At 73.3% G+C, this 23,886-nt stretch carries 16 protein-coding genes and 1 pseudogene; 9 read left to right on the top strand and 8 right to left on the bottom strand.

Going from position 1 to position 23,886, the window contains the following annotated elements; translation table 11 throughout:
- The first annotated feature begins 24 nt into the window (after window positions 1–24).
- The 6 genes and pseudogenes from BJ961_RS16350 to BJ961_RS16325 all read left to right on the top strand — a co-directional run bounded on the left by BJ961_RS16350 (window position 25) and on the right by BJ961_RS16325 (window position 7,535).
- Window positions 25–3,042, top strand: a complete 3,018-nt coding sequence (locus tag BJ961_RS16350; RefSeq protein WP_271413563.1) for a family 16 glycoside hydrolase — start codon at window positions 25–27, stop codon at window positions 3,040–3,042.
- Window positions 3,043–3,143: 101 nt separating this feature from the next.
- The gene (gene nadE, locus BJ961_RS16345; RefSeq protein WP_271413562.1) at window positions 3,144–3,974 is read left to right on the top strand and encodes an ammonia-dependent NAD(+) synthetase; all 831 of its coding nucleotides are present in this window, start codon (window positions 3,144–3,146) and stop codon (window positions 3,972–3,974) included.
- Between the two features lie 222 nt (window positions 3,975–4,196).
- Window positions 4,197–5,042, top strand: coding sequence for an MIP/aquaporin family protein (locus BJ961_RS16340; protein ID WP_271413561.1), 846 nt, complete (start codon window positions 4,197–4,199; stop codon window positions 5,040–5,042).
- 25 nt (window positions 5,043–5,067) lie between these two features.
- A complete protein-coding gene (gene glpK, locus BJ961_RS16335) occupies window positions 5,068–6,591 on the top strand; it encodes a glycerol kinase GlpK (RefSeq protein ID WP_271413560.1) in 1,524 nt (507 codons plus the stop codon).
- A 45-nt stretch (window positions 6,592–6,636) separates the two neighbouring features.
- A pseudogene (locus BJ961_RS16330) lies at window positions 6,637–6,759 on the top strand (maleylpyruvate isomerase N-terminal domain-containing protein); the annotation flags it as partial.
- 317 nt (window positions 6,760–7,076) lie between these two features.
- Window positions 7,077–7,535: a Crp/Fnr family transcriptional regulator gene (locus tag BJ961_RS16325; protein WP_271413559.1), complete on the top strand. Its 459-nt coding sequence runs from the start codon at window positions 7,077–7,079 to the stop codon at window positions 7,533–7,535.
- Between the two features lie 49 nt (window positions 7,536–7,584).
- Here the strand turns inward: BJ961_RS16325 and BJ961_RS16320 are convergent, their stop codons facing one another.
- Window positions 7,585–9,312, bottom strand: a complete 1,728-nt coding sequence (locus tag BJ961_RS16320) for a GAF domain-containing sensor histidine kinase (protein WP_271413558.1) — start codon at window positions 9,310–9,312, stop codon at window positions 7,585–7,587.
- Window positions 9,313–9,422: 110 nt separating this feature from the next.
- Complete coding sequence (locus BJ961_RS16315) at window positions 9,423–10,115, bottom strand: response regulator (RefSeq protein WP_271413557.1); 693 nt, start codon at window positions 10,113–10,115, stop codon at window positions 9,423–9,425.
- 243 nt (window positions 10,116–10,358) lie between these two features.
- Between BJ961_RS16315 and BJ961_RS16310 the strand changes: the two genes are divergently transcribed.
- Both BJ961_RS16310 and BJ961_RS16305 read left to right on the top strand, forming a co-directional pair.
- Window positions 10,359–10,823, top strand: a complete 465-nt coding sequence (locus BJ961_RS16310) for a pyridoxamine 5'-phosphate oxidase family protein (RefSeq protein WP_271413556.1) — start codon at window positions 10,359–10,361, stop codon at window positions 10,821–10,823.
- A gap of 235 nt (window positions 10,824–11,058) precedes the next feature.
- Window positions 11,059–12,306, top strand: coding sequence for a globin domain-containing protein (locus BJ961_RS16305; RefSeq protein ID WP_271413555.1), 1,248 nt, complete (start codon window positions 11,059–11,061; stop codon window positions 12,304–12,306).
- A gap of 25 nt (window positions 12,307–12,331) precedes the next feature.
- On the opposite strand, the gene BJ961_RS16300 is transcribed toward BJ961_RS16305, so the two are convergent.
- The 6 genes from BJ961_RS16300 to BJ961_RS16275 form a co-directional block, all read right to left on the bottom strand.
- Complete coding sequence (locus BJ961_RS16300; RefSeq protein ID WP_271413554.1) at window positions 12,332–12,805, bottom strand: hemerythrin domain-containing protein; 474 nt, start codon at window positions 12,803–12,805, stop codon at window positions 12,332–12,334.
- Between the two features lie 63 nt (window positions 12,806–12,868).
- Entirely contained in the window at window positions 12,869–14,125 is a 1,257-nt protein-coding gene (locus BJ961_RS16295) for an MFS transporter (RefSeq protein ID WP_271413553.1), read from the bottom strand.
- Window positions 14,126–14,224: 99 nt separating this feature from the next.
- Window positions 14,225–15,271, bottom strand: a complete 1,047-nt coding sequence (locus BJ961_RS16290; protein WP_271413552.1) for an Acg family FMN-binding oxidoreductase — start codon at window positions 15,269–15,271, stop codon at window positions 14,225–14,227.
- Between the two features lie 138 nt (window positions 15,272–15,409).
- Window positions 15,410–15,856 carry a hypothetical protein gene (locus tag BJ961_RS16285; protein ID WP_271413551.1) on the bottom strand — a complete coding sequence of 149 codons (447 nt, stop codon included), beginning with the start codon at window positions 15,854–15,856 and terminating at the stop codon, window positions 15,410–15,412.
- Window positions 15,856–18,459, bottom strand: coding sequence for a multicopper oxidase domain-containing protein (locus BJ961_RS16280; protein WP_271413550.1), 2,604 nt, complete (start codon window positions 18,457–18,459; stop codon window positions 15,856–15,858). Before BJ961_RS16280 ends, BJ961_RS16285 begins: the two co-directional genes overlap by 1 nt.
- Before the next feature lie 103 nt (window positions 18,460–18,562).
- Window positions 18,563–19,804, bottom strand: coding sequence for a TIGR04053 family radical SAM/SPASM domain-containing protein (locus tag BJ961_RS16275; RefSeq protein ID WP_271413549.1), 1,242 nt, complete (start codon window positions 19,802–19,804; stop codon window positions 18,563–18,565).
- Window positions 19,805–20,187: 383 nt separating this feature from the next.
- Here BJ961_RS16275 and BJ961_RS16270 point away from each other — a divergent pair, with 383 nt between their 5' ends.
- Entirely contained in the window at window positions 20,188–23,886 is a 3,699-nt protein-coding gene (locus BJ961_RS16270; RefSeq protein ID WP_271413548.1) for a nitrate reductase subunit alpha, read from the top strand.

Genomic DNA, 23,886 nt, shown 5'->3' with positions numbered 1-23,886 from the left:
CGGTCCCCATCTTCCGGAGGACCAATGCGCCAACGGCTGTTATCGCGTGCTCGAAGACACCTCATCCTCCTGCTGGCGTCGGCCGTTTCGGCCGGTGGCGCCTGGGCCGCCCCGGCGGCCTCGGCCTCCTCGGCGGCCGCCGCCGACATCCCGCCGCAGGAACCCGGGGTCACGCTGCGCGTGTTCGACGTCCAGACGCCGCTGAACGAGCTGTGCACCCTCAAACCCGGCCAGACCCCCAACCACGACAAGCTGATGCCCACGGTCGACTGGTCCACCACCGAGGACTTCGGCGGCATCGCCGACAACTTCGTCTCCCAGGCATCCGGTTACCTCCAGGCCCCGCGCGACGGCACCTACGTGTTCCGGCTCGTCAGCGACGACGGCTCCCGGCTGGCCCTCGACGGCACCACCGTGATCGACCACGACGGACTGCACGGCGCGGAGCCCAAGGACGGCACCGTCGACCTCACCGCGGGAGCGCACCCGCTGCGCATCGAGCACTTCGACCGCGGCGGCGGTCAGCAGCTCCAGCTGTCCTGGATGCCGCCGGGCGAGAGCGAGTTCACCGTCGTACCCACCGAGGCGCTGAGCACCGACGCCGGGGTCGTCCGGGTGACGGCGCCGGGCCGCAAGGAGTGCGAGGCCGGGCGCGACACCCCGGGCGACGGTCTGCCCCTCACCTCCGTGCGCCCCGACCTCACCCTCACCGACCTGCGCCCCGACGGCTTCGAACCGCAGGTCACCGGCATGGACTGGCTGCCCGACGGACGGCTCGCGATCAGCACCTGGGGCGGCACCGACAACGTTGCCGGTGAGGTGTACCTCCTCGACAACGTCACCGGTGGGACCAGCCGCGACAAGGTCACCGTCGAGAAGGTGGCGAGCGGGCTGCGCGAGCCCATGGGCATCAAGTACGTGGACGGTTCGCTCTACGTCTCGCAGAAGCACGAGCTGACCCGGCTCGTCGACCGCGACGGCGACGACGTGACCGACGAGTACCGCACGGTCGCCACCTGGCCCTACGGCGGCAACTTCCACGAGTTCGCGTTCGGCCTGCTCTACCGCGACGGCTACTTCTACGTGAACCTCTCCGTCGCCATCGACCTCGGCGGCGCGACCACCACCCCCCAGCCCGCGCCGAACCGCGGGACGACGTACAAGGTCAGCAAGAGGACGGGGAAGATCAGCCCGATCGCGGGCGGGCTGCGCACGCCCAACGGCATCGGCTGGGGGCCGGGCGGCAGCCTGTTCGCCACCGACAACCAGGGCGGCTGGCTGCCCGCCTCGAAGCTCGTCCAGATCAAGCAGGACCGCTTCTTCAACCACCACACCGAGCCCGCGGGACCCTTCGAGGACTCCCCCGTCACCGAGCCGGTGCTGTGGCTGCCGCAGAACGAGATCGGCAACTCGCCCTCCACGCCGCTGTACCTGACCAAGGGCAGGTTCGCGGGCCAGATGCTGATCGGCGACGTCACCTACGGCGGCCTGCAGCGCGCCTACCTGGAGAAGGTGAAGGGCCAGTACCAGGGCGCCGTCTTCCGCTACACGCAGGGCCTGGAAGCGGGCGTCAACCGTGTCTCCATGGGCCCCGACGGGGCGATCTACACCGGCGGCCTGGGCGCCGACGGCAACTGGGGGCAGGAGGGCAAGCTCAAGTTCGGTCTGCAGAAGCTGACCCCCAACGGCGGCAACACCTTCGACATCCAGAAGATGCGGGCCGTGCCGGGCGGTTTCGACCTGACGTACACCCAGCCGGTCTCCGCCGAGACGGCCGCCGGCCTCGCGGCCGGCTACGAGGCCGAGCAGTGGCGCTACACGCCGACCTCCGACTACGGCGGCCCGAAGATCGCCGAGGAGGAGCTGGCCGTACGGTCGGCGACGCTCTCGGACGACGGCCGCACCGTCCGGCTGCGGCTGGACGGCCTCCGGCCCGACCGTGTCGTGCACCTGCGCTCCCCGCGGCCGTTCACCTCGGCCTCGGGTGAGACGCTGTGGAGCACCGAGGCCTGGTACACGCTGAACGAGATGCCCGGCAAGCAGCCGCCGGCGGCCACCCTGTACGAGGCGGAGGAGGCACGCCTCACCGGCAGGGCGGGCATCAACACCGACCACGTCGGCTACTCCGGCAGCGGGTTCGTCGACCGCTACGCCACCGAGGGCAGGGCCACGACCACGTTCGACGTGACCGTCCGCAAGCCGGGCACCTACGACGTGGGCCTGCGCTACTCCAACGGCCCGGACCCCTTCCAGGGCAGCAAGTCGCTCTCGCTGTACGCCAACGGGAAGAAGGTGCGCCAGACGCGGCTTCCCTCCACCGGGGACTGGGACACCTGGACCACCCGCACCGAGAGCGTGCGGCTGCGCGCCGGCCACAACACGCTCTCCTACCGGTACGACCCCGGCGACACCGGCCACGTCAACCTCGACCTGATCACCGTGCACCCGCACGGCGCGCGGGTCGCCCTGTTCGACGGCACCGCCGCCTCGCAGGAGCAGTGGCAGCACACGGACGGGCGGCAGGTGGCCTGGCCGCTGGCCGAGGAGAGGTCGATGGAGGTGTGCTGCGGCGACATCCGCACCAAGGACGCCTACCAGGACTTCAAGCTGCACGTGGAGTTCCGGGTGCCGCTGCTGGCGGACGACGTGACCGGCCAGGACCGCGGCAACAGCGGCATCTACCTCCAGGACCGCTACGAGCTGCAGATCCTCGACTCCTTCGGCGACACCACCCCGGACACCAACGAGGCGGGGGCGATCTATCTGAAGAAGGCACCCGACACCAACGCGGCGACGGCACCGGAGACCTGGCAGACGTACGACATCGTCTTCCACGCCGCGCGCTTCGACGACAGCGGCGCCAAGACCGCCGACGCGCGGGTGACGGTGGTGTGGAACGGCGAGACGGTCCACGACGACGTCGTCCTCGACGGCCCGACCGCGGCGGGGCGGGCCGAGACGCCGGCCGCCGGGGCGATCCGGCTGCAGGACCACGGCAACAAGGTCCGCTTCCGCAACATCCGGGTCGAACCGCTGACCTGACCCGCAGCCGTGCGGGGCGGACCTGACGGCCGCCCCGCACCTTGCGCTCCACTGGGTAGGGTGAAACGAGACATGCCCTGCCAGTCGAACAAGGAGCGGAATTGAGCGAGCCGGCGTCCATCGCCCTGCAGAAGGAGATCGCCCGGGAACTGGAGGTCGCCGAGACCTTCGACGCCGAACGGGAGATCGAGCGCCGGGTGGCCTTCCTCGCCGAGCGGCTGACCTCGACGGGTCTGCGCGCCCTGGTGCTCGGTATCAGCGGCGGGGTCGACTCGACCACCGCGGGCAGGCTGTGCCAGCTCGCCGTGGAGCGGGCCCGCGCCACAGGTCACGAGGCGCGCTTCTACGCGATGCGGCTGCCGCACGGGGTCCAGGCCGACGAGCACGACGCCCAGCAGGCGCTCTCCTTCATCGACCCCGACCAGGTGCTGACCGTCGACATCAAGCCCGCGAGCGACGCGGCGCTCGAGGCCCTGCTCGCCGCCGACGTGGCCTTCCGCGACGCCCACCACCAGGACTTCGTGTACGGCAACATCAAGGCCCGGCAGCGCATGATCGCGCAGTACGCCGTGGCCGGTGCGCACAACGGGCTGGTCGTGGGCACCGACCACGCGGCCGAGGCGGTCTCCGGGTTCTTCACCAAGTTCGGCGACGGCGCCGCCGACGTCGTACCGCTGACGGGCCTCACCAAGCGCCGGGTGCGCGCCGTCGCGGACGCGCTGGGTGCCCCCGCCGAGCTGGTGCGGAAGGTCCCGACGGCCGACCTGGAGACCCTCGACCCGGGCAAGGCCGACGAGGACGCCCTGGGAGTGACGTACGAGGAGATCGACGACTTCCTGGAGGGCGGGCCGGTGAACGAGCGGGCCTTCGAGACGATCGTCACCCGCTACCGGCGGACCGACCACAAGCGCCGGATGCCGATCGCTCCCTGACCGCCGGGTCCGCCCCCGCCCGGCGAGCGCCGATCACTCCGACGGAGCACCGCGGGTGGTGAGGCCGGTCCCCTGCGCCCGCTCCGCCCCGGGGCGGGGCGGCGCGGGCGACCCTTCACCACGGATGTCCCTTAAGTGCGGTTCGCCGGAAGTCACCTTAATCTGTCCGAGGAGATGCTCGAACAGTCGACGGCCGGTCAAGCCGGCGGAAGGTGAGCTTCCATGGCTGAGCGGCTCAAAAGATCCGGTCTGCTCGGCGAACTGTCCGCCGAGTTCGCCGGCACGCTGATCCTCATCCTCTTCGGCTGCGGCGTGGTGGCCCAGGTCATCGCGGGCGGCGCCCTCACGGACCCGCCGGGCGGCCTCGGGGACCACGACAGCATCGCCTGGGCGTGGGGCCTCGGTGTCACCCTGGGCGTCTATGTGGCGGCGCGGCTGAGCGGCGCGCACATCAATCCCGCGGTGACCCTCGCGCTGGCCGTGTTCAAGGGGTTCTCGTGGCGCAAGGTGATCCCCTACACGCTGGCCCAGACGGCGGGCGCGTTCGTGGCGGCCCTCCTGGTCCGCTGGAACTACACGGAAGCGCTGGCGAAGGCCGACCCCGGCCACACCCTCAAGACGCAGTTCGTGTTCTCCACGCTCCCCGCCAACGGCAACACCGGGCTGCCGGTCCACGAGTGGGGCGCCTTCCGCGACCAGGTCATCGGAACCGCCATCCTGCTGCTTCTGATCATGGCGCTCACGGACCTGCTCAACGACCCGCCGAAGGCCAACCTCGCCCCGTTCGTCATCGGTCTGGTCGTCGTCGCGATCGGTATGGCCTTCGGCACCAACGCGGGCTACGCCATCAACCCGGCCCGTGACTTCGGCCCCCGGCTGGCCAGCTTCATCACCGGGTACGACGACGCGTGGCGGGACCAGTACGGCAACTTCTACTTCTGGGTGCCGATCGTCGGCCCGCTGGTCGGCGGTGTGCTCGGCGCGGGACTGTACAAGGTGTTCATCGGCCGGTTCCTGCCGGCCGCTGAGCCCGAACCGCCGGGGCGCGTCCCGGCACCGGAAGAATGACACCGGCCGGAGAGGCGGAGCAACCATGGCGGACTTCATCGGCGCGGTCGACCAGGGAACCACCAGCACCCGATTCATGATCTTCGACCACGGCGGCAACGAGGTCGCGAAGCACCAGTTGGAGCACGAGCAGATCCTCCCCCGCTCCGGATGGGTGGAGCACGACCCGGTGGAGATCTGGGAACGCACCAACTCGGTGATGCAGAACGGCCTGCGCAACGGCGGTCTGTCGGGCACGGACCTGGCGGCCATCGGCATCACCAACCAGCGGGAGACCACGGTGGTCTGGGACCCGCGCACCGGGCGTCCCTACTACAACGCCATCGTGTGGCAGGACACCCGCACCGACGCCATCGCGGCGCACCTGGAGCGCTCGGGCCGGGGCGACGTCATCCGCCGCAAGGCCGGGCTGCCGCCCGCGACGTACTTCTCGGGCGGGAAGATCCAGTGGATCCTGGAGAACGTCGACGGCGTCCGCGAGGCGGCGGAGCGGGGGCACGCGGTGTTCGGCAACACCGACACCTGGGTCCTGTGGAACCTGACCGGCGGTCCCGACGGCGGCATCCACGCCACCGACGTGACCAACGCGAGCCGCACCATGCTGATGAACCTGGAGACGCTCGACTGGGACGACGAACTCCTGGGCTTCTTCGGCATCCCCCGCGGCATGCTGCCCACCATCAACCCCTCCTCGCACCGGGAGGCGTACGGCACGACCCGCACCTCCCGGCCGCTGCGCGCCGCCGTTCCCATCACCGGGGTGCTGGGCGACCAGCACGCGGCGACCGTCGGCCAGGTCTGCTTCTCGCCCGGCGAGGCCAAGAACACCTACGGCACCGGCAACTTCCTGCTCCTCAACACCGGTACGGAACTGGTCCGTTCGCAGCACGGTCTGCTGACCACCGTGGCCTACCAGTTCGGCGACAGCCCGCCGGTCTACGCGCTGGAGGGATCCATCGCGGTGACCGGGTCGGCCGTGCAGTGGCTGCGCGACCAGATGAAGATCATCAAGACCGCGGCGGAGAGCGAGGAACTCGCCCGTACCGTCGACGACAACGGAGGCATGTACTTCGTCCCCGCCTTCTCCGGCCTGTTCGCCCCGTACTGGCGCTCCGACGCCCGGGGCGCGATCGTGGGCCTCGCCAGGTACAACGACAACGCGCACCTGGCCCGGGCGACGCTGGAAGCCATCTGCTACCAGAGCCGCGACGTGGTCGAGGCCATGGAGCAGGACTCCTCGGTCCACCTCGACGTACTGAGGGTGGACGGCGGTGTGACCGCCAACGACCTGTGCATGCAGATCCAGGCGGACGTCCTCGGTGTCCCCGTCAGCCGCCCCGTCGTCGCGGAGACCACCGCCCTCGGCGCGGCCTACGCGGCGGGGCTGGCCACGGGCTTCTGGCGGGACACCGACGAACTGCGCACCCACTGGAGTGAGTCCAGGCGCTGGGAGCCCCAGTGGTCCGAGGACCGGCGGGCGCAGGGTTACGCGGGCTGGAAGATGGCCGTTCAGCGGACGCTCGACTGGGTCAAGGTCCCCGAGAGCTGACCCCGGCGGGTCGCCGGCCGCCGGCTGAAGATCGTCGCGGCGACGTTTCCCGCGTCGTTCACCGACCGGGACGCGCTGCTGGTCGGCACGGGGCGGCGGGCACCGACCGCGGCTCAGGCGGCGGCGCTGGGCGGGCCGGCGGCGCGGCTCCCCTTCCCGGTCGGCTGACCGGCGCGTCCGCCGGGGCGGCGGTCGTGCCCGGCCCCGGGCGCGGCGACGGCGGCCTGGGCCGAACGGCCCCCGGGCGGGTCCGGTCGGCCCCTGGTGCGATGCGCCGGCCGGCGGGACGCTGGTGGTGACCACAGACAGCGTGCTCCCGAAGGGAACGACGAGACGGGCCCCGCGGCCGGGCGAGCGGCGTTCTCGTGCCGCCCTCGCACCCCCTCCCCTCCTCGCGCCGTCCTCTCGGGCCACCGGACCGACCGCGGCGCCGAGCGGCTCCTTCGCCGTCCGTCCGCGGCGAGCGCGCGAAAGGAGCCGGAGCGATGACCTCAGCCACCACCCTGTCCGCCGCTCTCCCCGTCGACCACCGCGAGCGACTGATGCGGATCGCCCGGGAGGTCTCCGTCGCGGAGGGCACCCGACTGTTCGAGGAGGGACGGCGGGCCGACCGGTTCTGGATCGTCCGGACCGGCACGGTCAGTCTCGACCTGCGCGTCCCCGGCCGCCGGGCCGCCGTCATCGAAACGCTGGGCCACGGCGAACTCGTCGGCTGGTCCTGGCACTACCCGCCCTGCCTGTGGCAGTTGGGCGCCGAGGCCACGACCCCGGTACGGGCCTGGGAGTTCGACGCGGACGCCATGCGGGAGATGTGCGCCCGCGACCCGGAGTTCGGCCGGGCGGTCGCCGTCTGGGTCGGCCGGGTGGTCGCCCACCGGCTGCAGGCGGCCCGGGTCCGGCTGCTCGACCTGTACGCGCCGTACGGCAGCGGCGGCCTGCTCTGACCGGGGGCCCGCGCCGACCCGGGGCCCGCTCCGAGCGGCGCCTTCGCGATCAGCCCTCGTCCGGCACCGGTGCCCACCACTCCAGGGTGGTGCCTCCGTCCGCCGGGCCGGTGAGCCGCAGCTCGCCGCCCAGCTGCGCGGCCCGTTCCGCCATGTTGCGCAGCCCGCTGCGGCGGCCCCCGGACGGGACGCCCACGCCGTTGTCGGTGACGGTCAGCCGTACCTCGTGGCCGTCGGTCTCCAGGGCCACCGCCACCCGGTCGGCGCGTGCGTGCCGGGCGACGTTGGTCAGTGCCTCGGACAGCACCGCGACGACGTGCTCGGCGACCCGACCGGGGACCTCCGTGTCCAGCAGGCCCTCCATCCGCAGGCTCGGTGCGAAGCCCAGCACCGGGGCCGCCTCGCCCACGACCCGCACCGTACGGCCCCGCAGTCCCCCGCCGGCGGTGCCGCCGCGCGCGCGGAGACCGAAGATCGTCGACCTGATGATCTTGATGGTCTCGTCCAGGTCGTCCACCGCCCGCAGTACCCGCTCCGACGCGGAGCCGTTCTCGATCAGGCGACCCGCGCTCTGGAGCGTCATCCCGGTGGCGAACAGCCGCTGGATCGCCAGATCGTGCAGGTCCCGGGCGATCCGGTCCCGGTCCTGGAGCACGGCGATCTGCTCGGCGTCCCGGCGTCGCTCCGCCAGCTCCATCGCGAGGGCGGCCTGCGCGGCGAACCCCTGCAGCGGCTCGGTCTCCTTCGCGGAGAACACCGCCCGGCCCGCCTGCCGCACCAGCAGCACCACACCGCGTACGCCCTCGCCCGCGGCGCCGAAGGGCACGGCCACCGCGGGTCCGAGCCCGGTGAACCGGGGGGCCGCGGCGGACACCCGCGCGTCCTGCGTGATGTCCGGGCTGCGCACGGGCTCGGCGGTGGAGAACGCCAGGCCGGTGAGGCTGTCGTCGATGGGCAGCACCAGGCCGCGGTGGTCCTCGGCGCCCTGTCCAGTGGCCAGCTCCACCACCAGGGAGTCCGTGTCCGGCATGGGCATGGTGAGCACGGCCAGGGCCGCGCCGGTGATCTCCCGGGCGCGCTCCGCGATCAGGCCGAGTGCCGCGCCGCGCTCGCTGCCTGACATCAGGCTGTGGGTGATCTCCGCGTTCGCCTGCAGCCAGCGCTCGCGCAGCCGCGACTGCTCGTACAGCCGGGCGTTGTCGATCGCGACGCCGGCCGCGACGGCCAGTGTCGACAGGACCGACTCGTCCTCCTCGTCGAACTGCGCCCCGCCCCGCTTCTCGGTCAGGTACAGGTTGCCGAAGACCTGGTCGCGGACCCGGATGGGGACACCGAGGAACGTGTTCATCGGCGGGTGGTGCGGCGGGAAGCCGTACGACGCCGCGTGCTCGGAGAGGTCGGGCAGCCGCAGGGGCTCGGGGTGGCGGATCAGCTCGCCCAGGATGCCGTGGCCCTCGGGGTAGGCGCCGATGCGGGCGATCTGCTCCTCGCCGACCCCGACGGTGTGGAACGCCGAGAGCCGTTTGCCGTCCGGTCCGATCACGCCGAGAGCGGCGTACCGGGCGTCGACGAGGGCCGCCGCCGCCTCCACGATGCTGTGCAGCACATGCTCGAGGTCCAGCTCCCGGCCCACCGAGAGCACCGCCTCGAGCAGGCTGTGGACCCGGTCGCGGGTGCCGCGGGCGGCGTCGAGCCGGGCCTGGAGTTCCTCCAGCAGCTCGTCCAGCCGCAGCTGCGGCAGGCGTACCCGGGCTTCCGCCTGGTCAGGGCTCTCCACGGGTGATCCTCCAGGTCCCTGGGACGCGCCGGCAGCCGGCCGCCCCGGTCACCCACCAACGGTAGCGGTCCCCGCTCGGACGGGGCTCGGGAGGGGTTCGGGCGGCCGGCTCAGTGCCGGTCCTGCCGCAGCCGGTCCTGCGCCTGGGTGGCGATGACGGCGGCCTGGATGCGGCGCTCGACGCCGAGTTTGGCCAGCAGCCGGGAGATGTGGTTCTTCACCGTCTTCTCGGCGAGGTAGAGCCGCTGTCCGATCTGCCGGTTGGTCAGGCCCTCGCCGATGAGGGCGAGGATCTCCCGTTCGCGGTCGGTGAGGCCCGGCAGGGCGTCCGGCACCTCCTCCCGCGTCTGTTCGCCGCGCAGCCGCGCCATCAGCTTGGTCGCCGCGCTCGGGTCGAGCAGCGACTGCCCGGCGGAGACCGTGCGCACCGCGTTGACGAGGTCCGAGCCCTGGATCTGCTTGAGCACGTACCCGGCCGCGCCCGCCATGATCGAGTCCAGCAGGGCCTCCTCGTCGTCGAACGAGGTCAGCATCAGGCAGGCCAGCTCCGGCATGCGGGACCGCAGCTCGCGGCAGACGCCCACGCCGTCGCCGTCGGGCAGCCGTACGTCGAGCACCGCCACGTGGGGGCGCAGGGCGGGCACCCGGACCAGGGCCTGCTCGACCGTGCCCGCCTCGCCGACCACCGTGATGCCGGGCTCGTCGTCGAGCAGGTCGCGCACGCCGCGCCGTACGACCTCGTGGTCGTCCAGCAGGAAGACCCGGATCGGGTCCCCGGGGCCGGGCTGCTCGGTGTCCGCCATGCCAGTACTCCTCGTCTGCGCTCTCGTGGCGAGCCGCTGCCCCCGCGGGGACGACGGCTCCTCCTGCGGAGATCCTCCAGTGCCCGGGGCCGAAGGGCCAGGGCCGGTCGGCCCAGTCTTCCGCGGGCGGCCGGAGCCGAGCCGGGCGGACGCGTTCTGGGGGCCGAACGGCCCTAGCACACGGCTCGTCGGCGGGGCTCCAATGAAGCGACCGAAATCTGTGGACTCCGACGAAAGCATGCCATGACCTCCGAGTACGTCCCCTCGCCTCCGGTGGCCCCTCGCCGCAGCACCGAGCTGGGCGGCGAGGAGGCCCTCGCGCTGCTGGGCAGTGTCTCCCTGGGGCGGGTCGTCTTCACCAGGCAGGCGCTGCCGACGATCCGGCCGGTCAACCACGTCCTGGACGACGGGGACATCATCATCCGCACCCACGAGGGCGCGGCCCTGACCTCCCGTACGCAGAAGGCCGGCGATCCGGGTGTGGTGGTCGCCTACGAGGCCGACTCGATCGACCCGGACACACACCTGGGGTGGAGCGTCGTGGTGACGGGCTACGCCCAACCGGTGACCGATCCCGCGCAACTGGCCCGATACCGGGCGCTGTTGCGTCCCTGGGTCGACCGGTCCATGGACTACGCGATCCGGATCGTTCCCGACCTGATCACCGGCGTCCGGCTCACCGAGGCTCGGCGCTCCACCGTCGTGTGAGACGTCTTCGCGTCGCGGGGGCAGGGCCGGGGGGAGTCCTCTCCCGGGGACCTTGAGCCCCGGCCCGCAAGGCCCTGATGGGGACCAACGGCCCTGTTCGCCCGTCCGTTGGTCCCCGGTGGGGCGCCGAGGGCGCGACGGGGCCGAAACGCGGGCCGCCCCCTGGTACACAGGGACTCACCGCCGCATCCAGTGCCGCGGTCACCAACTCCCCCATCCCCTTACGGGAGGTCCCATGCTGTCCGCAGAGTCCGCGTCCGTGGTCCGGGCCACGCTGCCCGCCGTGACCGGAGCGCTCGACGAGATCGCCTCGCGCTTCTACGGCACGATGTTCCACGACCGGCCGGAACTGCTCGACGGGCTGTTCAACCGGGGCAACCAGGCGAGCGGCGCCCAGCGCAGGGCGCTGGCCGGTTCGATCGCCGCGTTCGCCGGCGCGCTGCTCGACCACCCGGACACCCGTCCGGACACCCTGCTGGAGCGCATCGCGCACAAGCACGTCTCCGTCGGCATCACCGACGACCAGTACACGATCGTCCACAAGTACCTCTTCGCGGCGATAGCCGACGTCCTGGGCGACGCGGTCACCGCGGAGGTGGCGGCCGCCTGGGACGAGGTGTACTGGCTGATGGCGGGTGCGCTGATCGGCATGGAGGCACGCCTCTACCACGAGGCGGGACTGCGGCCCGGCCACGTCTGGCGCCCGTGGACGGTGGTCGAGCGCCGCACGGAGACCCCGGACGTGGTGTCCTTCGTGTTGCGTCCGTCCGACGGCGGGCCGGCGCCGCGGGCCCGGGCCGGGCAGTACGTGAGTGTGCGGGTGGCGATGTCCGACGGCGTGCGGCAGTTGCGCCAGTACAGCCTGTCCGCGGACCCCGGCGGCGACCTGCGCCGGATCACCGTCAAACGGGTCGCCGGCGCGGACGGGTCGCCGGACGGCGAGGTCTCCAACCTGCTGTTCGGCGACGTGTGCCGCGGTGACGAACTGACCCTGTCGACGCCGGCCGGCGACATCGTCCTGGACGACGCGGAGGCGGCCGCTCCGCTCGTGCTGGTCTCGGCGGGCATCGGCTGTACTCCCCTCACCGGAATGCTGGCCCACCTCGCCGCGCTGGAGTCCACCCGTCCGGTGCTGGTGCTGCACGCCGACCGGTCTCCGGCCGAGCACGCCCTGCGTGCCGAGACGCGTCAGCTGGTCGATCGGCTGCCGGACGCCCGTGCCGTGTTCTGGTACGAGCGCCCGGGCCCGCAGGAGCCGGAGGCGCGCAGCGGCCTGATGGACCTGTCCGGCGTCGAACTGCCCGCGGGGGCAGCGGTGTTCATGTGCGGGTCGCTGCCGTTCATGCGGGATGTGCGCGCCCGGCTGATCGCCGCGGGTGTCCCGGCCCGCCGCATCCGCTACGAGGTGTTCGGCCCCGACCTGTGGCTGGCGGACAAGACGGACCGGGCAGGCCGGGAAGACACGGCGGACTCGGCTGCCTGACGGGGAGGCGGTGCCCTGCCCCCGGTCACGCGGCCGACGGGGGCAGGGCGCTGCCCGTCCGCGCCCGTACGGCCTCGACGGCCTCCCACTGCTCGGTGGTCAGGGTCGCCAGGGCGGCCGGGAACACGCCGTCCTGTTCCCTGAGGATGTGGTCGCGCAGTTGGGCGAGGACGTCCAGCAGCCGGTCCGGCCAGGCCGGGTCGGTCGGCACTCCGTGGGCCGCCTCGGCCAGTACCGCCTCGATCCGGCGGTGTTCGGCCTCCAGGGCGGCGATCTGGTCGGGGAACTCGTCGGCCATCGCGGGGAACAGGCCGTGCTCCTCCACCTGGGTGTGGGGCGCCAGGACGGCGGCGATGCGTCGGGCGAGACCGGCGGCGGCGACGGTGTCGCCCTGGTCGCGGGCCGTCCTGACCCGGCTGATGAGGGCCACCACCGCCTCGTGTTCGCGGGTGAGTTCGTCGATCGACGTCAGCGACTGGCAGCCGCAGTACTCGCACATGAGGGTCTCCGGAGGAGGTCGGGGGCGGGACGGGTGCCGGGCCCGGTGAAGGGCCCGGGCGCCTCAGTCGGCGGGCGCGGCCGTGGGCTCGTCCGTGACGGTCCGGCGCAGGCTGGTGGCGGTGTAGGCCAGCGCCGCCGCCGCGACCGCGCCGAGGAGGACCAGGCCGAGCGCGTACGAGCCGTACGTCCCGTAGAGGGAACCCATCACCAGGGGTGGCACGAATCCGCCGAGGCCGCCGGCGGCGCCCACCACGCCGGTGACCGACCCGAGTCTGTTCGCGGGGGCGAGCAGGGCCACCAGGGCGAACACCGCGCCGCTGCCCGCGCCGAGTGCCCCGGCCAGCGACAGGAACGCGGCGGTGCCGACCGGTGTCAGGGCCGGTGCCGAGGACTGGACGAGCGCCGCCGCCAGCACCACCACGAGCGTGCCGGTGACCACCCGGACCGGTCCGACGCGGTCGGACAGCCAGCCGCCGACGGGGCGCATCGCGACCGCGAGCAGGACGAACCCCGCCATGCGGTTCGCGGCGTCGGCCTGGGTGAGCCCGTAGCCGGTCTTGAGGTAGGTGGGCAGGTAGACGGAGAAGGCGACGTAGCCGCCGAAGGCCACCGCGTACAGCGCGGACGCCTGCCAGGTCGTGCCGAGGCGCAGGGTCGCGCCCAGCCTGCGGGCGAGCGGCTCGGTGGGCACGGCGTGCCCGGGGGCGTCCCTGAGCAGGAGTGCCGCCAGGACCGCGTAGGCCGCCAGGACCGCCGCCGTGATGAGGAACGGGGTGGCCATGCCGTGCGCGTCCACGAGCCTCACCGTGGTCAGGGCGCTGATCGCCGTACCGCCCATGCCCATGCCGAAGACGCCGATGGCCAGGCCGCGGCGCTCGGGCGGGAACCAGGCGTTGACGAGGGGCACGCCGACCGCGAACGACGTGCCGCCGACGCCGAGGAGGAACCCGCCCGCCAGCAGCGCGGTCAGCGAGGAGTGCCCGGCCAGGCCGAGGTAGAGCACCGGCACGACGGTGGCCGCCGACACGAGCGGGAACATGACCCGCCCGCCGAAGCGGTCCGTGAGCGCGCCGACCGGGATCCGGCCGAGGGAGCCGACCACCACGGGCACCGCCACCAGCAGCGACTGCTCGAACGAGGTCAGTCCCAGACTGTCCTTGAAGCGGGGGCCGAGCGGGCTCAGCAGCGCCCACGCCCAGAAGTTCACGGCGAAGCCGGCCGTGGCCAGAGCCAGCATCAGCCAGGCCCGGCCGGGCACGGACGCGCCCGCGGGGGCCGGCGGTGGAGTGTCCCGCTGCTCGCTCAACTGGTGGACCATGGTGTCCGTCCTCTTCCGTCACGGTGATCGGTCATGTGACCGGCGCGTCTCGACGCGGGCGTCCGCGGGCCCTGTCGGCCGTGCGCCGGACTCTCTTGATCACTTTCGCGTCGGCCGGCGTCCCGGCGGGATGGGCCGGGGGTCCCGGGCACCGGCCGGAGGGTCCCCGGGAAGAGGGCCGGGGGTCCCGGCGGCGCGCGGGGTGCGGCCGCCCTCCGGCCCGTAGCCGAACCGGATCAGCAGGTGCGGGCAGTGGCGCCGCCGGGGGCCGCTCATCGCCGCCCGCAGATCGGGCCACTCCATCGCCTGGTGCAGCATCGAGGTGCGCACCCCGTGCGCGGTCGCGGTGAGCAGCACGCGTTGCAGGGCCTGACCGGCGCGCAGCCAGTCCTGCCGCCGGTCGTGAGAGGTCCACAACAGGCCCACCTGGACGTGGCGTTCGAACCGCAGGGTCGGCCGGCCCAGCGTGGGCAGTGGGGCGGCGAAGTCCCGCATCGGTACGTGCCCGGAGCTGTCCCGGGGGCCCAGGGCGGTCGCGGGGATGCCGAAGGGGGTGCCGGTTCCGGGTGCGGTGAGCCAGGCACGGGTCTCCGCGGTGCGCTCGGCGCTGGCGGCGTTGCGGGCCTCGGCGGCCGCGGTCAGCCGCAGCAGCCGGCGGCCGGCGACGATGTCGGGGACTTCCAGGTAGGCCCCCTCGGCGCGGGCCGCGCCGGTCATGTCCGCCACGACGGGATCGGGCACCGGGCGGCCGGTGAAGGGCATCCGGCTGGTGTGGCGGCGCTCGACGGCTTCGTACAGGTCGGCGAGGGGCCGCGGCTCGCCGGTCCGCGGCGGCCCGGACAGCCGTACGGTGGCCAGCAGGCTCGGGTCGCCGGCGGGCGGGAGCAGTTCGACGACCGGGGTCCAGCCCAGGTGGTCGGCGGCCACCCGGAGGTTGAGGACGGCCGCGCCCACCGACAGGTGCTGTGCGCGCCGTTCGGGGTCGGCTGCCGTCAGCCACCGTGCGTGGTCGGCGCGTACCTCGACGGTCCGGCTGTCCGCCCGCAGGCCGAACCGCCAGGGCTGGGTGTTGTGCACGGACGGCGCCGCCACGGCCGCGGCGAGCAGCGTCTGGACGGCGGTGGCGTCGACTTCCCGGGTCTGCATGGCGGCTCCTTCGCGAAAGCTCTGCCTGTTCGCCTCAAGCCTGCGTCGTCGTCCTGTCCGGGGGGAGGGTTGAACGGCCCCTCGGTGGCGGGCCGGGTGGCCCCGCACCGGGGCCGCGCGGCGCGTTCCGGTGCCGGCTCAGGTCGCGGGCAGGGCGGTGGCCAGCAGGACGACTCCGAGCGAGGCGACGAGGGAGACCACGGCCAACGCGCGGGCCAGTGCGGCGCGGCCCTTGGCGTGGGCGACGCCGTGCCCGGCCGCGGCCAGCATCACCAGGGCGAACAGGCACAGTTTGGCCGCCAGGACACGCCCGTAGCCGGGCTCCGCGAGGGAGGCCCAGGTGACTCCCTTGTGCCAGGCGATGGCCCAGCCGGTGCCCACCTGGGCGGGCAGGAACATCGCCCCGGTGAGCAGTCCGAAGCGGCGGCCGACCTGTGCGCCGAAGCGGTCCTTGGCCTCCGGTGCGAGCAGGTGGCGGGCCAGCGGCAGGACGACGAGCGTCAGGGCCAGCTGGCCGCCGACCCACAGGGCGGCTCCGGCGACGTGCACGAACCGCACCACGGACCACCAGCCGACGAGGTCCACTACTCGCTCACCTCGATCGTGCCCAGGGCTCCGGCCTCGGCGTGCCGCATGTCGTGGTCGAGGAAGGAGTAGTGCCCCGCCTCGGGGAACACGGTCTCGACGTAACCGCCCTGCGCCGGGGCCAGGTCGAGCACCTGGGCGCCGCCCGGGTCGCCGGGCTTCAGCAACCGGACGCCCTCCTTGTACACGGTGTCGAAGACGGTGCCGACGATGTGGAAGGCGACTGTGTCGCCGGGCCCGGCGGCGATCACCCAGAACCGGGCCCGGTCGCCGGCCCGGACGCGCAGGGGCCGCTCGGTGTACTGGCCGGCGATGCCGTTGAACACCCAGGCGTCCGGTTCGTGCCGGCGCAGCTTGGCTACCTGTGCCGCGCTGCCGGGCGTGCCGAGGTACAGCTCGGAGGAGACCAGGACGTACTCGTGGTCGACCCGCGCCAGGCCGGGCGGGTCCACGACGACCGCGCCGTACATGCCGTTGGCCATGTGCTGGAGCATCGGCGCGGTGCTGCAGTGGTAGAGCCAGGCCCCGGCCCGCTCGGCACGGAAGCGGTACCGCAGGCGTTCGCCGGGTTCGAGGGTGCGCATGGCTCGGTCGGGCGCGAGGGAGCCGGCGTGGAAGTCGATGCCGTGGCCCATGGTGTCGTCGTTGACGAGGGTGATGTCGAAGACGTCGCCGACCCTGCCGCGCAGGGTGGGGCCGGGCGCGCTGCCGCCGAAGGTCCACATCTCCTGGGTGACACCGGGCGCCACCTCCACCCGGGTGCGCCCCGCGCGCAGTTCGGCCCGGTGGACCGTGCCGCCGGGGGCCGGGGCCAGGTCGGCGGTGCGGGGACGCCAGTCCGCGGAGAATCCGGCGGACAGGTCGAGGCCGCCCGCCGAGCCCGCGATGTGGCCGTCGTGCGCGTCGGCCTCCACGGTGGTCTCGTCGCCGTGTTCCGCGCCGGTGCGCTCGCCGACGTCGATGTCCAGGGTCATTCCGGCGGCCCTGTGCCCCGGCAGGGTGCAGTAGGCCGTGCGGTCCTCGCTGATCCTGCCGACGTCGAGGGTGTGGCTCTGCCCGGTGCCGAGCATGGGCGTGGCCGGGCCGCCGTCCACCTTCAGGTCGTGGCGCCGGCTGTCGGTGTTGGTCACCTCCAGCCGCAGGGCGGTGCCCGCGGCGACCTCGATCCGGGCGGGGCTGACGTTCATGTCCTCCAGGGTCACTGCGACGGTGCGGGTGACGGCGGTGCCCGCCGGGCCGTCCCCGGCGGCGGTGTCCTGCGGGCCCGGTCCTCCCCCGCTGTTGGCCGCGAGGACGCCCAGCAGCACGAGGGCCGTCCCCGCCGCGGTGCCCCACAGAACAGGCCGGCGCGCGGCCGCCCGTTCCCGGTGTTCCGTGTCCCGGGCCCGGTGTTCGGCGCGGCCCGCGTGGACGAGTACCGGTACGAGGACGGCGAGGAAGGCGATGCCCGCGGCGGCGACCGCGATCGCGCCCGCCAGGCGCAGCGGGGCGGGCAGCGGGAGGGCCCACACCGCCACTCCCGAGTTGAGCAGCACCGGCCGCCACAGCCGGCCCGACTCCAACCGGGCGCGCAGTGTGCCGCGTTCGGCGGGCCCGGTGGCCAGCACGACCGGCAGCAGGTACGTCAGCGCACCGATGAGGACCTGGGCCACGAACCCGACGAGCAGCACCGGCGTCAGGGCCGCCACGTCGTCCCTCACCTCGTCGAGCGGCCGTACGGCGAGCAGGACGAGGTCGGCCGCGACGGCGGCGCAGAGCCAGCCCAGGGCGGCGGCGAGCATCCACGCGGCCGCCGACGAGACCGGTGGCCGGGCCCGTACCGTCCGGGCGAACAGCGCGACGGCGACGGCCACCCCGGCGCCGTACACGGCGACGCCGGCGACGGCGGCCGGCCGCAGGCCCGCCACCAGTGCCGCGACCGCGACGAGCAGGCCCGACCCGGTCAGCGCCAGCACCCTGCGGGCCGCGCGGGTGGTGTGCTCGGGCATGCGTACGCCGAGCACGGTGGGCCAGAGCATGAACAGCGTGCCCAGCACGGGCAGTGCGATCCAGCCGAGCAGGGTGACGTGCACGTGGGCCAGCCGCAGCCCGGTGTACCACTGGGGTCCCGCCGCGCCGTCGACGAGCAGCAGGCCCAGTACCGCGCCCGCGGTCAGTGCCGGGGCGGCCGCGCGGTAGAAGCCGACGACAGGGGCGAGCCGTCCGCCGAGGGCGCCCCGTCCCAGCGCGACCAGGGTGACCAGGTGCGCTCCGATCGCCGTGACGAGCAGTACGCACGCGGCGCCGGTCAGCAGGGGCCGGTCCGCCCACACCCCGGTCAGGATCCCGGCGGCGGCGATGTTGACACCGGCCAGGCGTACGGCGCTGCCCCGCCCTCCGGGGGGACGGGCGTGCAGCAGGGCGACGGCGAAGTGCTCGCTCCAGACGACGATCGCGGTGGTGGCGGCGCCCAGCAGGAGGAGGTGGACGGCCAGCCAGCGCGCCACCGGCAGGTCGTGCTGGACGGCGGCGGCCACCACGGCCAGGAGCAGCCAGGCCGCGACCAGGGCGTGGGCGGCCAGGCGGCGGCCGCGCGGCCGGGACGCCCGGAACCTGCCGGACATCCGGACGGGAGCGGGGACGGGGGTGGGGGCGCGGAGGGGCGCGGGCGTGGGCACAGGCGCGGGCGCCGGGGCGGGCTCGGGTAGGGGCTCGGGCACGGGCTCGTCAGGAGTGTGCGGCACGGTGCTCCTCGCGGCGCGCGGCGTCTGCGGCTCCCGCTCCGGCCAGCAGTTCGGCGAGTTCCCGCTGGTGGGGAAAGGACCCGGGGACGTAGCCGCACCACGGCTCCTCGGCGTACGGGTCGCCGGTCGCGCCGTAGGCACGGGAGCGGGAGCCGCCGCAGACCCGGCGGAACTCGCACCGCCCGCAGCGACCGCCCAGCCGGTCGGGGTCGCGCAGCCCGGTGAAGAGTGCGGAGGTGCGGTAGATCTCGGTCAGCGGTGTCCGGCGGACGTTCCCGGCGCCCAGCGGCAGGAATCCGCTGGGGTGGACGGTGCCGGTGTGGGAGACGAAGACGAATCCCCGGCCGGCGTTGACGTCCAGCGGGGGGCGGCGCACGCGGCGATCGCCGTCGGCCAGACCCAGCTCCGCCGCGCGTTCGCTCAACTCCCGGTACAGCGGCCCGAGTCCGAGCGCGGTCGCGGGGTCTTCGCCGGTGCGTGCGAGGATCCGCCGTTGCAGGGCGACCCGGCGGAAGTGGTGGGCCTCCGTGGTCTTGGCGGGCACGGTGCGGCCCATGTCGTACACGAAGTTGAGTACGTCCTCGGTCTCGCCGGGGGTGAGCGGGCCGAGGTCGCGTCCGCGGCCGGTGGGGACGAGGAAGAAGGCGCTCCACAGCATCGCCCCGTGGTCGGCGACCCGGCGGACGATGTCCGGCAGGTCGTGCAGGTTGTGCCGGGCGACGGTGGTGTTGATCTGGACCTTCATGCCGAGGGCCCGCGCCGTGTCCCAGGCGTCGAGCGTCCAGTCGTACACGCCGGGGACGCCGCGGAAGGCGTCGTGCAGGGCGGGGGTGGACCCGTCCAGGCTGAGCGACAGGCCCACCGCGCCCGCGGCGTGCAGGGCCCGCAGCCGTTCGCCGGTGAGGGTGGGGGTGCCGGACGGCGACACGGCGACGCGGACTCCGGCCTCCCCGCCGTATGCGACGAGGTCCGTCAGGTCGGGCCGCTGGAAGGGGTCCCCGCCGGTGATGACGAACAGGGGCGCGGGCTGCCCGAACCCGGCGACCTGACGCAGCAGTTCCCGCGCGGCGGTCGTGTCCAGCTCCCCGGGGTCGCGGTCGGGCACGGCCTCGGCACGGCAGTGGCGGCAGGCCAGCGGGCAGGCCCGGGTGGACTCCCAGATGACGATGAACGGCCGCTGAGCCGCATCGTGCCGTTGGTGGCGGATCGCACGGGCGGTGCTCATCGCGCGCCTCTCCTGGTCGGGTGCTTGGTCGCGGGTGCTCGGTCGGGTGCTCGGTCGGTGCTCCCGTCGTGGGGGTCGCGTCCGGCCGTGGTGGACGGCCGGACGCGTGACCGTACGGGCGGGTGCCCCGACGTGCCCCTCGCCGCGGGCCGGGGACGGGGGATTCAGCGGCCTGCGGCGGTGGGTCGCGTCGGACCGATGGGCGCCGCTCGTTCGATCACCGCCAGCATGCACCCCGGGGCGTGCCCGGCTCGGCGCCGACCGACCCTGATCGCAGGGCCGTTGGTCCCTGTGCGGGGCGCGGGAAGGGGGCCGGTCGCCCGGCGGGCGGGGGCCGCGCGACCCCGGGTGTGCCGGGCCGGCGCGGCCTAGCGTTTCGAGTCATGGAGAACGATCGCGAGGGGCGGCGCCGGCAGTCGGGCGCCGCGGAGAACTGGCCGCTGGCCGCCCGCAGGCTGCTGACCCGCCGGGAGGTGTCGGCCGACGGCCGCGCCGTGTTCGGCGAGGGCGACGGGCGCTGGGAGGGCTTCTACCGCGACCGCTGGTCGCACGACAAGGTGGTGCGCTCCACGCACGGCGTCAACTGCACCGGGTCCTGCTCGTGGATGGTGTATGTCAAGGACGGCATCATCACCTGGGAGCACCAGGCCACGGACTACCCCTCGATCGGCGCCGACTGCCCCGAGTACGAGCCGCGCGGCTGTCCGCGCGGGGCGTCGTTCTCCTGGTACACCTACTCGCCGAGCCGGGTCCGTTACCCGTATGTCCGGGGCGTGCTGCTGAAGCTGTGGCGCGAGGCGCGGCGGCGCCTGGGCGACCCGGTGGCGGCCTGGGCGGAGATCACCGGCGACCCGGCGAAGGCCCGGGCGTACAAGCGGGCCCGCGGCAAGGGCGGTCTGGTGCGCGCGGACTGGGACGAGGTGAACGAGCTGATCGCCGCCGCCCATGTGCACACCGTCAAGGCGTACGGCCCGGACCGGGTGGCGGGCTTCTCGCCCATCCCGGCGATGTCGATGGCGTCGTACGCGGCCGGCTCGCGCTTCATGTCGCTGATCGGGGGCACGCTGCTGTCGTTCTACGACTGGTACGCGGACCTTCCGCCCGCCTCCCCGCAGGTCTTCGGCGACCAGACGGACGTGCCGGAGGCGGCGGACTGGTGGAACGCGGGCTATCTGGTGATGTGGGGCTCCAACATCCCCGTGACCCGCACCCCGGACGCGCACTTCCTCACCGAGACCCGCTACAACGGCACCAAGGTCGTCGCGGTCTCGCCGGACTACGCGGACAACGTGAAGTTCGCCGACGAGTGGCTGTCCCCCCATCCGGGCACCGACGGGGCGCTGGCGATGGCCATGGGGCACGTGATCCTGCGCGAGTTCCTCGTCGACCGCGAGGTGCCGTACTTCTGGGACTACCTGAGCACGTACACGGACGCACCGTTCCTGGTGACCCTGCGCGAGAGCGGTCACGGGCTCGTCCCGGACGGCTTCCTCACCGCGGCCGATCTCGGCGGCGAGGAGGAGCACGCGCGGTCCAAGACGGTGCTGCTGGACGGGGCCACCGGCGAGACGGTGGTCCCCGGTGGCTCGCTCGGCTTCCGGTGGGGGGAGGCCGGGCGGGGCCGCTGGAACCTCGACCTGGAGGGCGTCGAGCCCGAGTTGAGCCTCCTGGAGACGGCCGAGAACATGGTGGAGGTGGCGCTGCCCCGCTTCGACGAAGGCGCCACCGAGGGCGGTTCGGTCATGGTGCGCGGGGTGCCCGTGCGGCGGATCGGCGGCCGTACGGTCACCACGGTCTTCGACCTGATGCTGGCCCAGTACGGGGTGGCCCGGCCCGGTCTGCCGGGCAGCTGGCCCGCCTCGTACGACGACGCGGACCAGCCGTACACGCCGGCCTGGCAGGAGACGATGACCTCGGTGCCGGCCGCCCAGGCGGCGCGGATCGCCCGGGAGTTCGCCCGCAACGCCGAGCGGACCAACGGACGTTCGATGATCGCGATGGGCGCGGGCACCAACCACTGGTTCCACTCCGACACCATCTACCGGGCGTTTCTGGCGCTGACCACCATGACCGGCTGCCAGGGTGTGAACGGCGGCGGCTGGGCCCACTACGTCGGGCAGGAGAAGGTCCGCCCGCTGACCGGCTTCCAGCATCTGGCGTTCGCCTTCGACTGGCAGCGGCCGACGCGGCACATGGCGGGCACCTCGTACTGGTACCTCAACACCGACCAGTGGCGCTACGAGGCGTTCGGACCCGACGAGTTGGCCTCTCCGCTCGGTGCGGGCCGGTTCAGGGGCAAGGCGTTCGCGGACTGCCTGGCGCAGGCCGTCCGGCTGGGCTGGACGCCGGGGCACCCGGGCTTCGACCGCAATCCGCTGGACCTGGCCGACGAGGCGGCCGCCGCGGACCGCCCGGTGGCCGAGTACGTGGTGGACGAGCTGAAGGCCGGACGGCTGCGGTTCGCTGTCGAGGACCCGGACGACCCGGCCAACTTCCCGCGGGTGCTGACCGTGTGGCGGGCCAACCTGCTGGGTTCGTCGGGCAAGGGCAACGAGTACTTCCTGCGGCACCTGCTGGGCACCGACGCGGCCGTCCGCTCGGCCGAGACCCCGCCCCGGCAGCGGCCCGAGGAGGTGGTGTGGCACGAGGAGGCACCGGAGGGAAAGCTCGACCTGCTGGTCACCATGGACTTCCGGATGACCTCGACGGGGCTGCTGTCCGACGTGGTCCTGCCGGCGGCGACCTGGTACGAGAAGGACGACCTGTCCAGTACGGACATGCACCCCTTCGTGCACGCCTTCACCCCGGCCATCGCCCCGCCCTGGCAGTCGCGCACCGACTACGACACGTTCCTGGGGATCGCCGACCGGTTCAGCGAGCTGGCGGCGGAGCACCTGGGCACCCGCACCGACGTGCTCGCGGTGCCCTTGCAGCACGACACTCCGGACGAACTCGCGCAGCCGGGCGGCGTGGTGCGGGACTGGAGGGCCGGCGAGTGCGAGCCGGTGCCGGGGCGGACGATGCCGAGACTGGTCGTCGTCGAGCGGGACTACGCGGCCGTGGCACAGAAGATCCGCGCCGTCGGCCCGCTCCTGGACACCCTCGGCACGACGACGAAGGGCGTCACCGTCCACCCCGACCGGGAGGTCGAGGAGTTGCGGCACCGCTGCGGCACCGTGCGCGAAGGCGTCGGCGCCGGCCGCCCGTCGCTGGCCACGGCCTCCGACATGTGCGAGGCGATCCTCGCGCTGTCCGGTACCACCAACGGGCGCCTGGCGACCGAGGGCTTCCGGGAGCTGGAGCGGCAGACCGGCAGCGGGGGCCTGGTGGAGCTGTCCGCCGAGCGCGAGGCCGAGCGGATCACCTTCGCCGACACCCGCGCCCAGCCCCGGTCGGTGATCACGTCGTACGAGTGGTCGGGCTCGGAGACCGGCGGGCGCCGTTACTCCCCGTTCGTCATCAACGTCGAGCACAAGAAGCCCTGGCACACCCTCACCGGTCGCCAGCACTTCTTCGTCGAGCACGACTGGGTGGCCGAACTGGGTGAGCAACTTCCCGTGTACCGGCCGCCGTTGAACGCGATCCGGCACTACGGCGACGAGCATCTCCACGAGAGCGGCCGGGCCGAGGTCACGGTCCGCTACCTGACCCCGCACTCGAAGTGGTCCATCCACTCGAACTACCAGGACAACAAGTACATGCTGGACCTGTCCCGGGGCGGTCCGGCGATCTGGATGTCCACCGCGGACGCCGACAAGATCGGCGTCCGGGACAACGAGTGGATCGAGGCCTACAACCGCAACGGTGTGGTGGCGGCCCGTGCCGTGGTCACCCACCGGATGCCGGAGGGCACGGTGTACATGTACCACGCCCAGGACCGGACCGTGAACGTGCCGAAGACCGAGGTCGGCGGCGCGCGCGGCGGCATGCACAACTCGCTGACCCGGCTGCTGGTCAAACCGACCCATCTCGCGGGCGGCCACGCGCAGCTCACCTACGCCTTCAACTACTACGGACCGACCGGCAACCAGCGCGACGAGGTCACCGTCATCCGCCGCCGCGACCAGCGAGTGGAGTACTGA

Source organism: Streptomyces lienomycini (assembly GCF_027947595.1).
Taxonomy (GTDB): Bacteria; Actinomycetota; Actinomycetes; order Streptomycetales; family Streptomycetaceae; genus Streptomyces; species Streptomyces lienomycini.
This window is presented reverse-complemented; position numbering and strand designations above follow the sequence as displayed.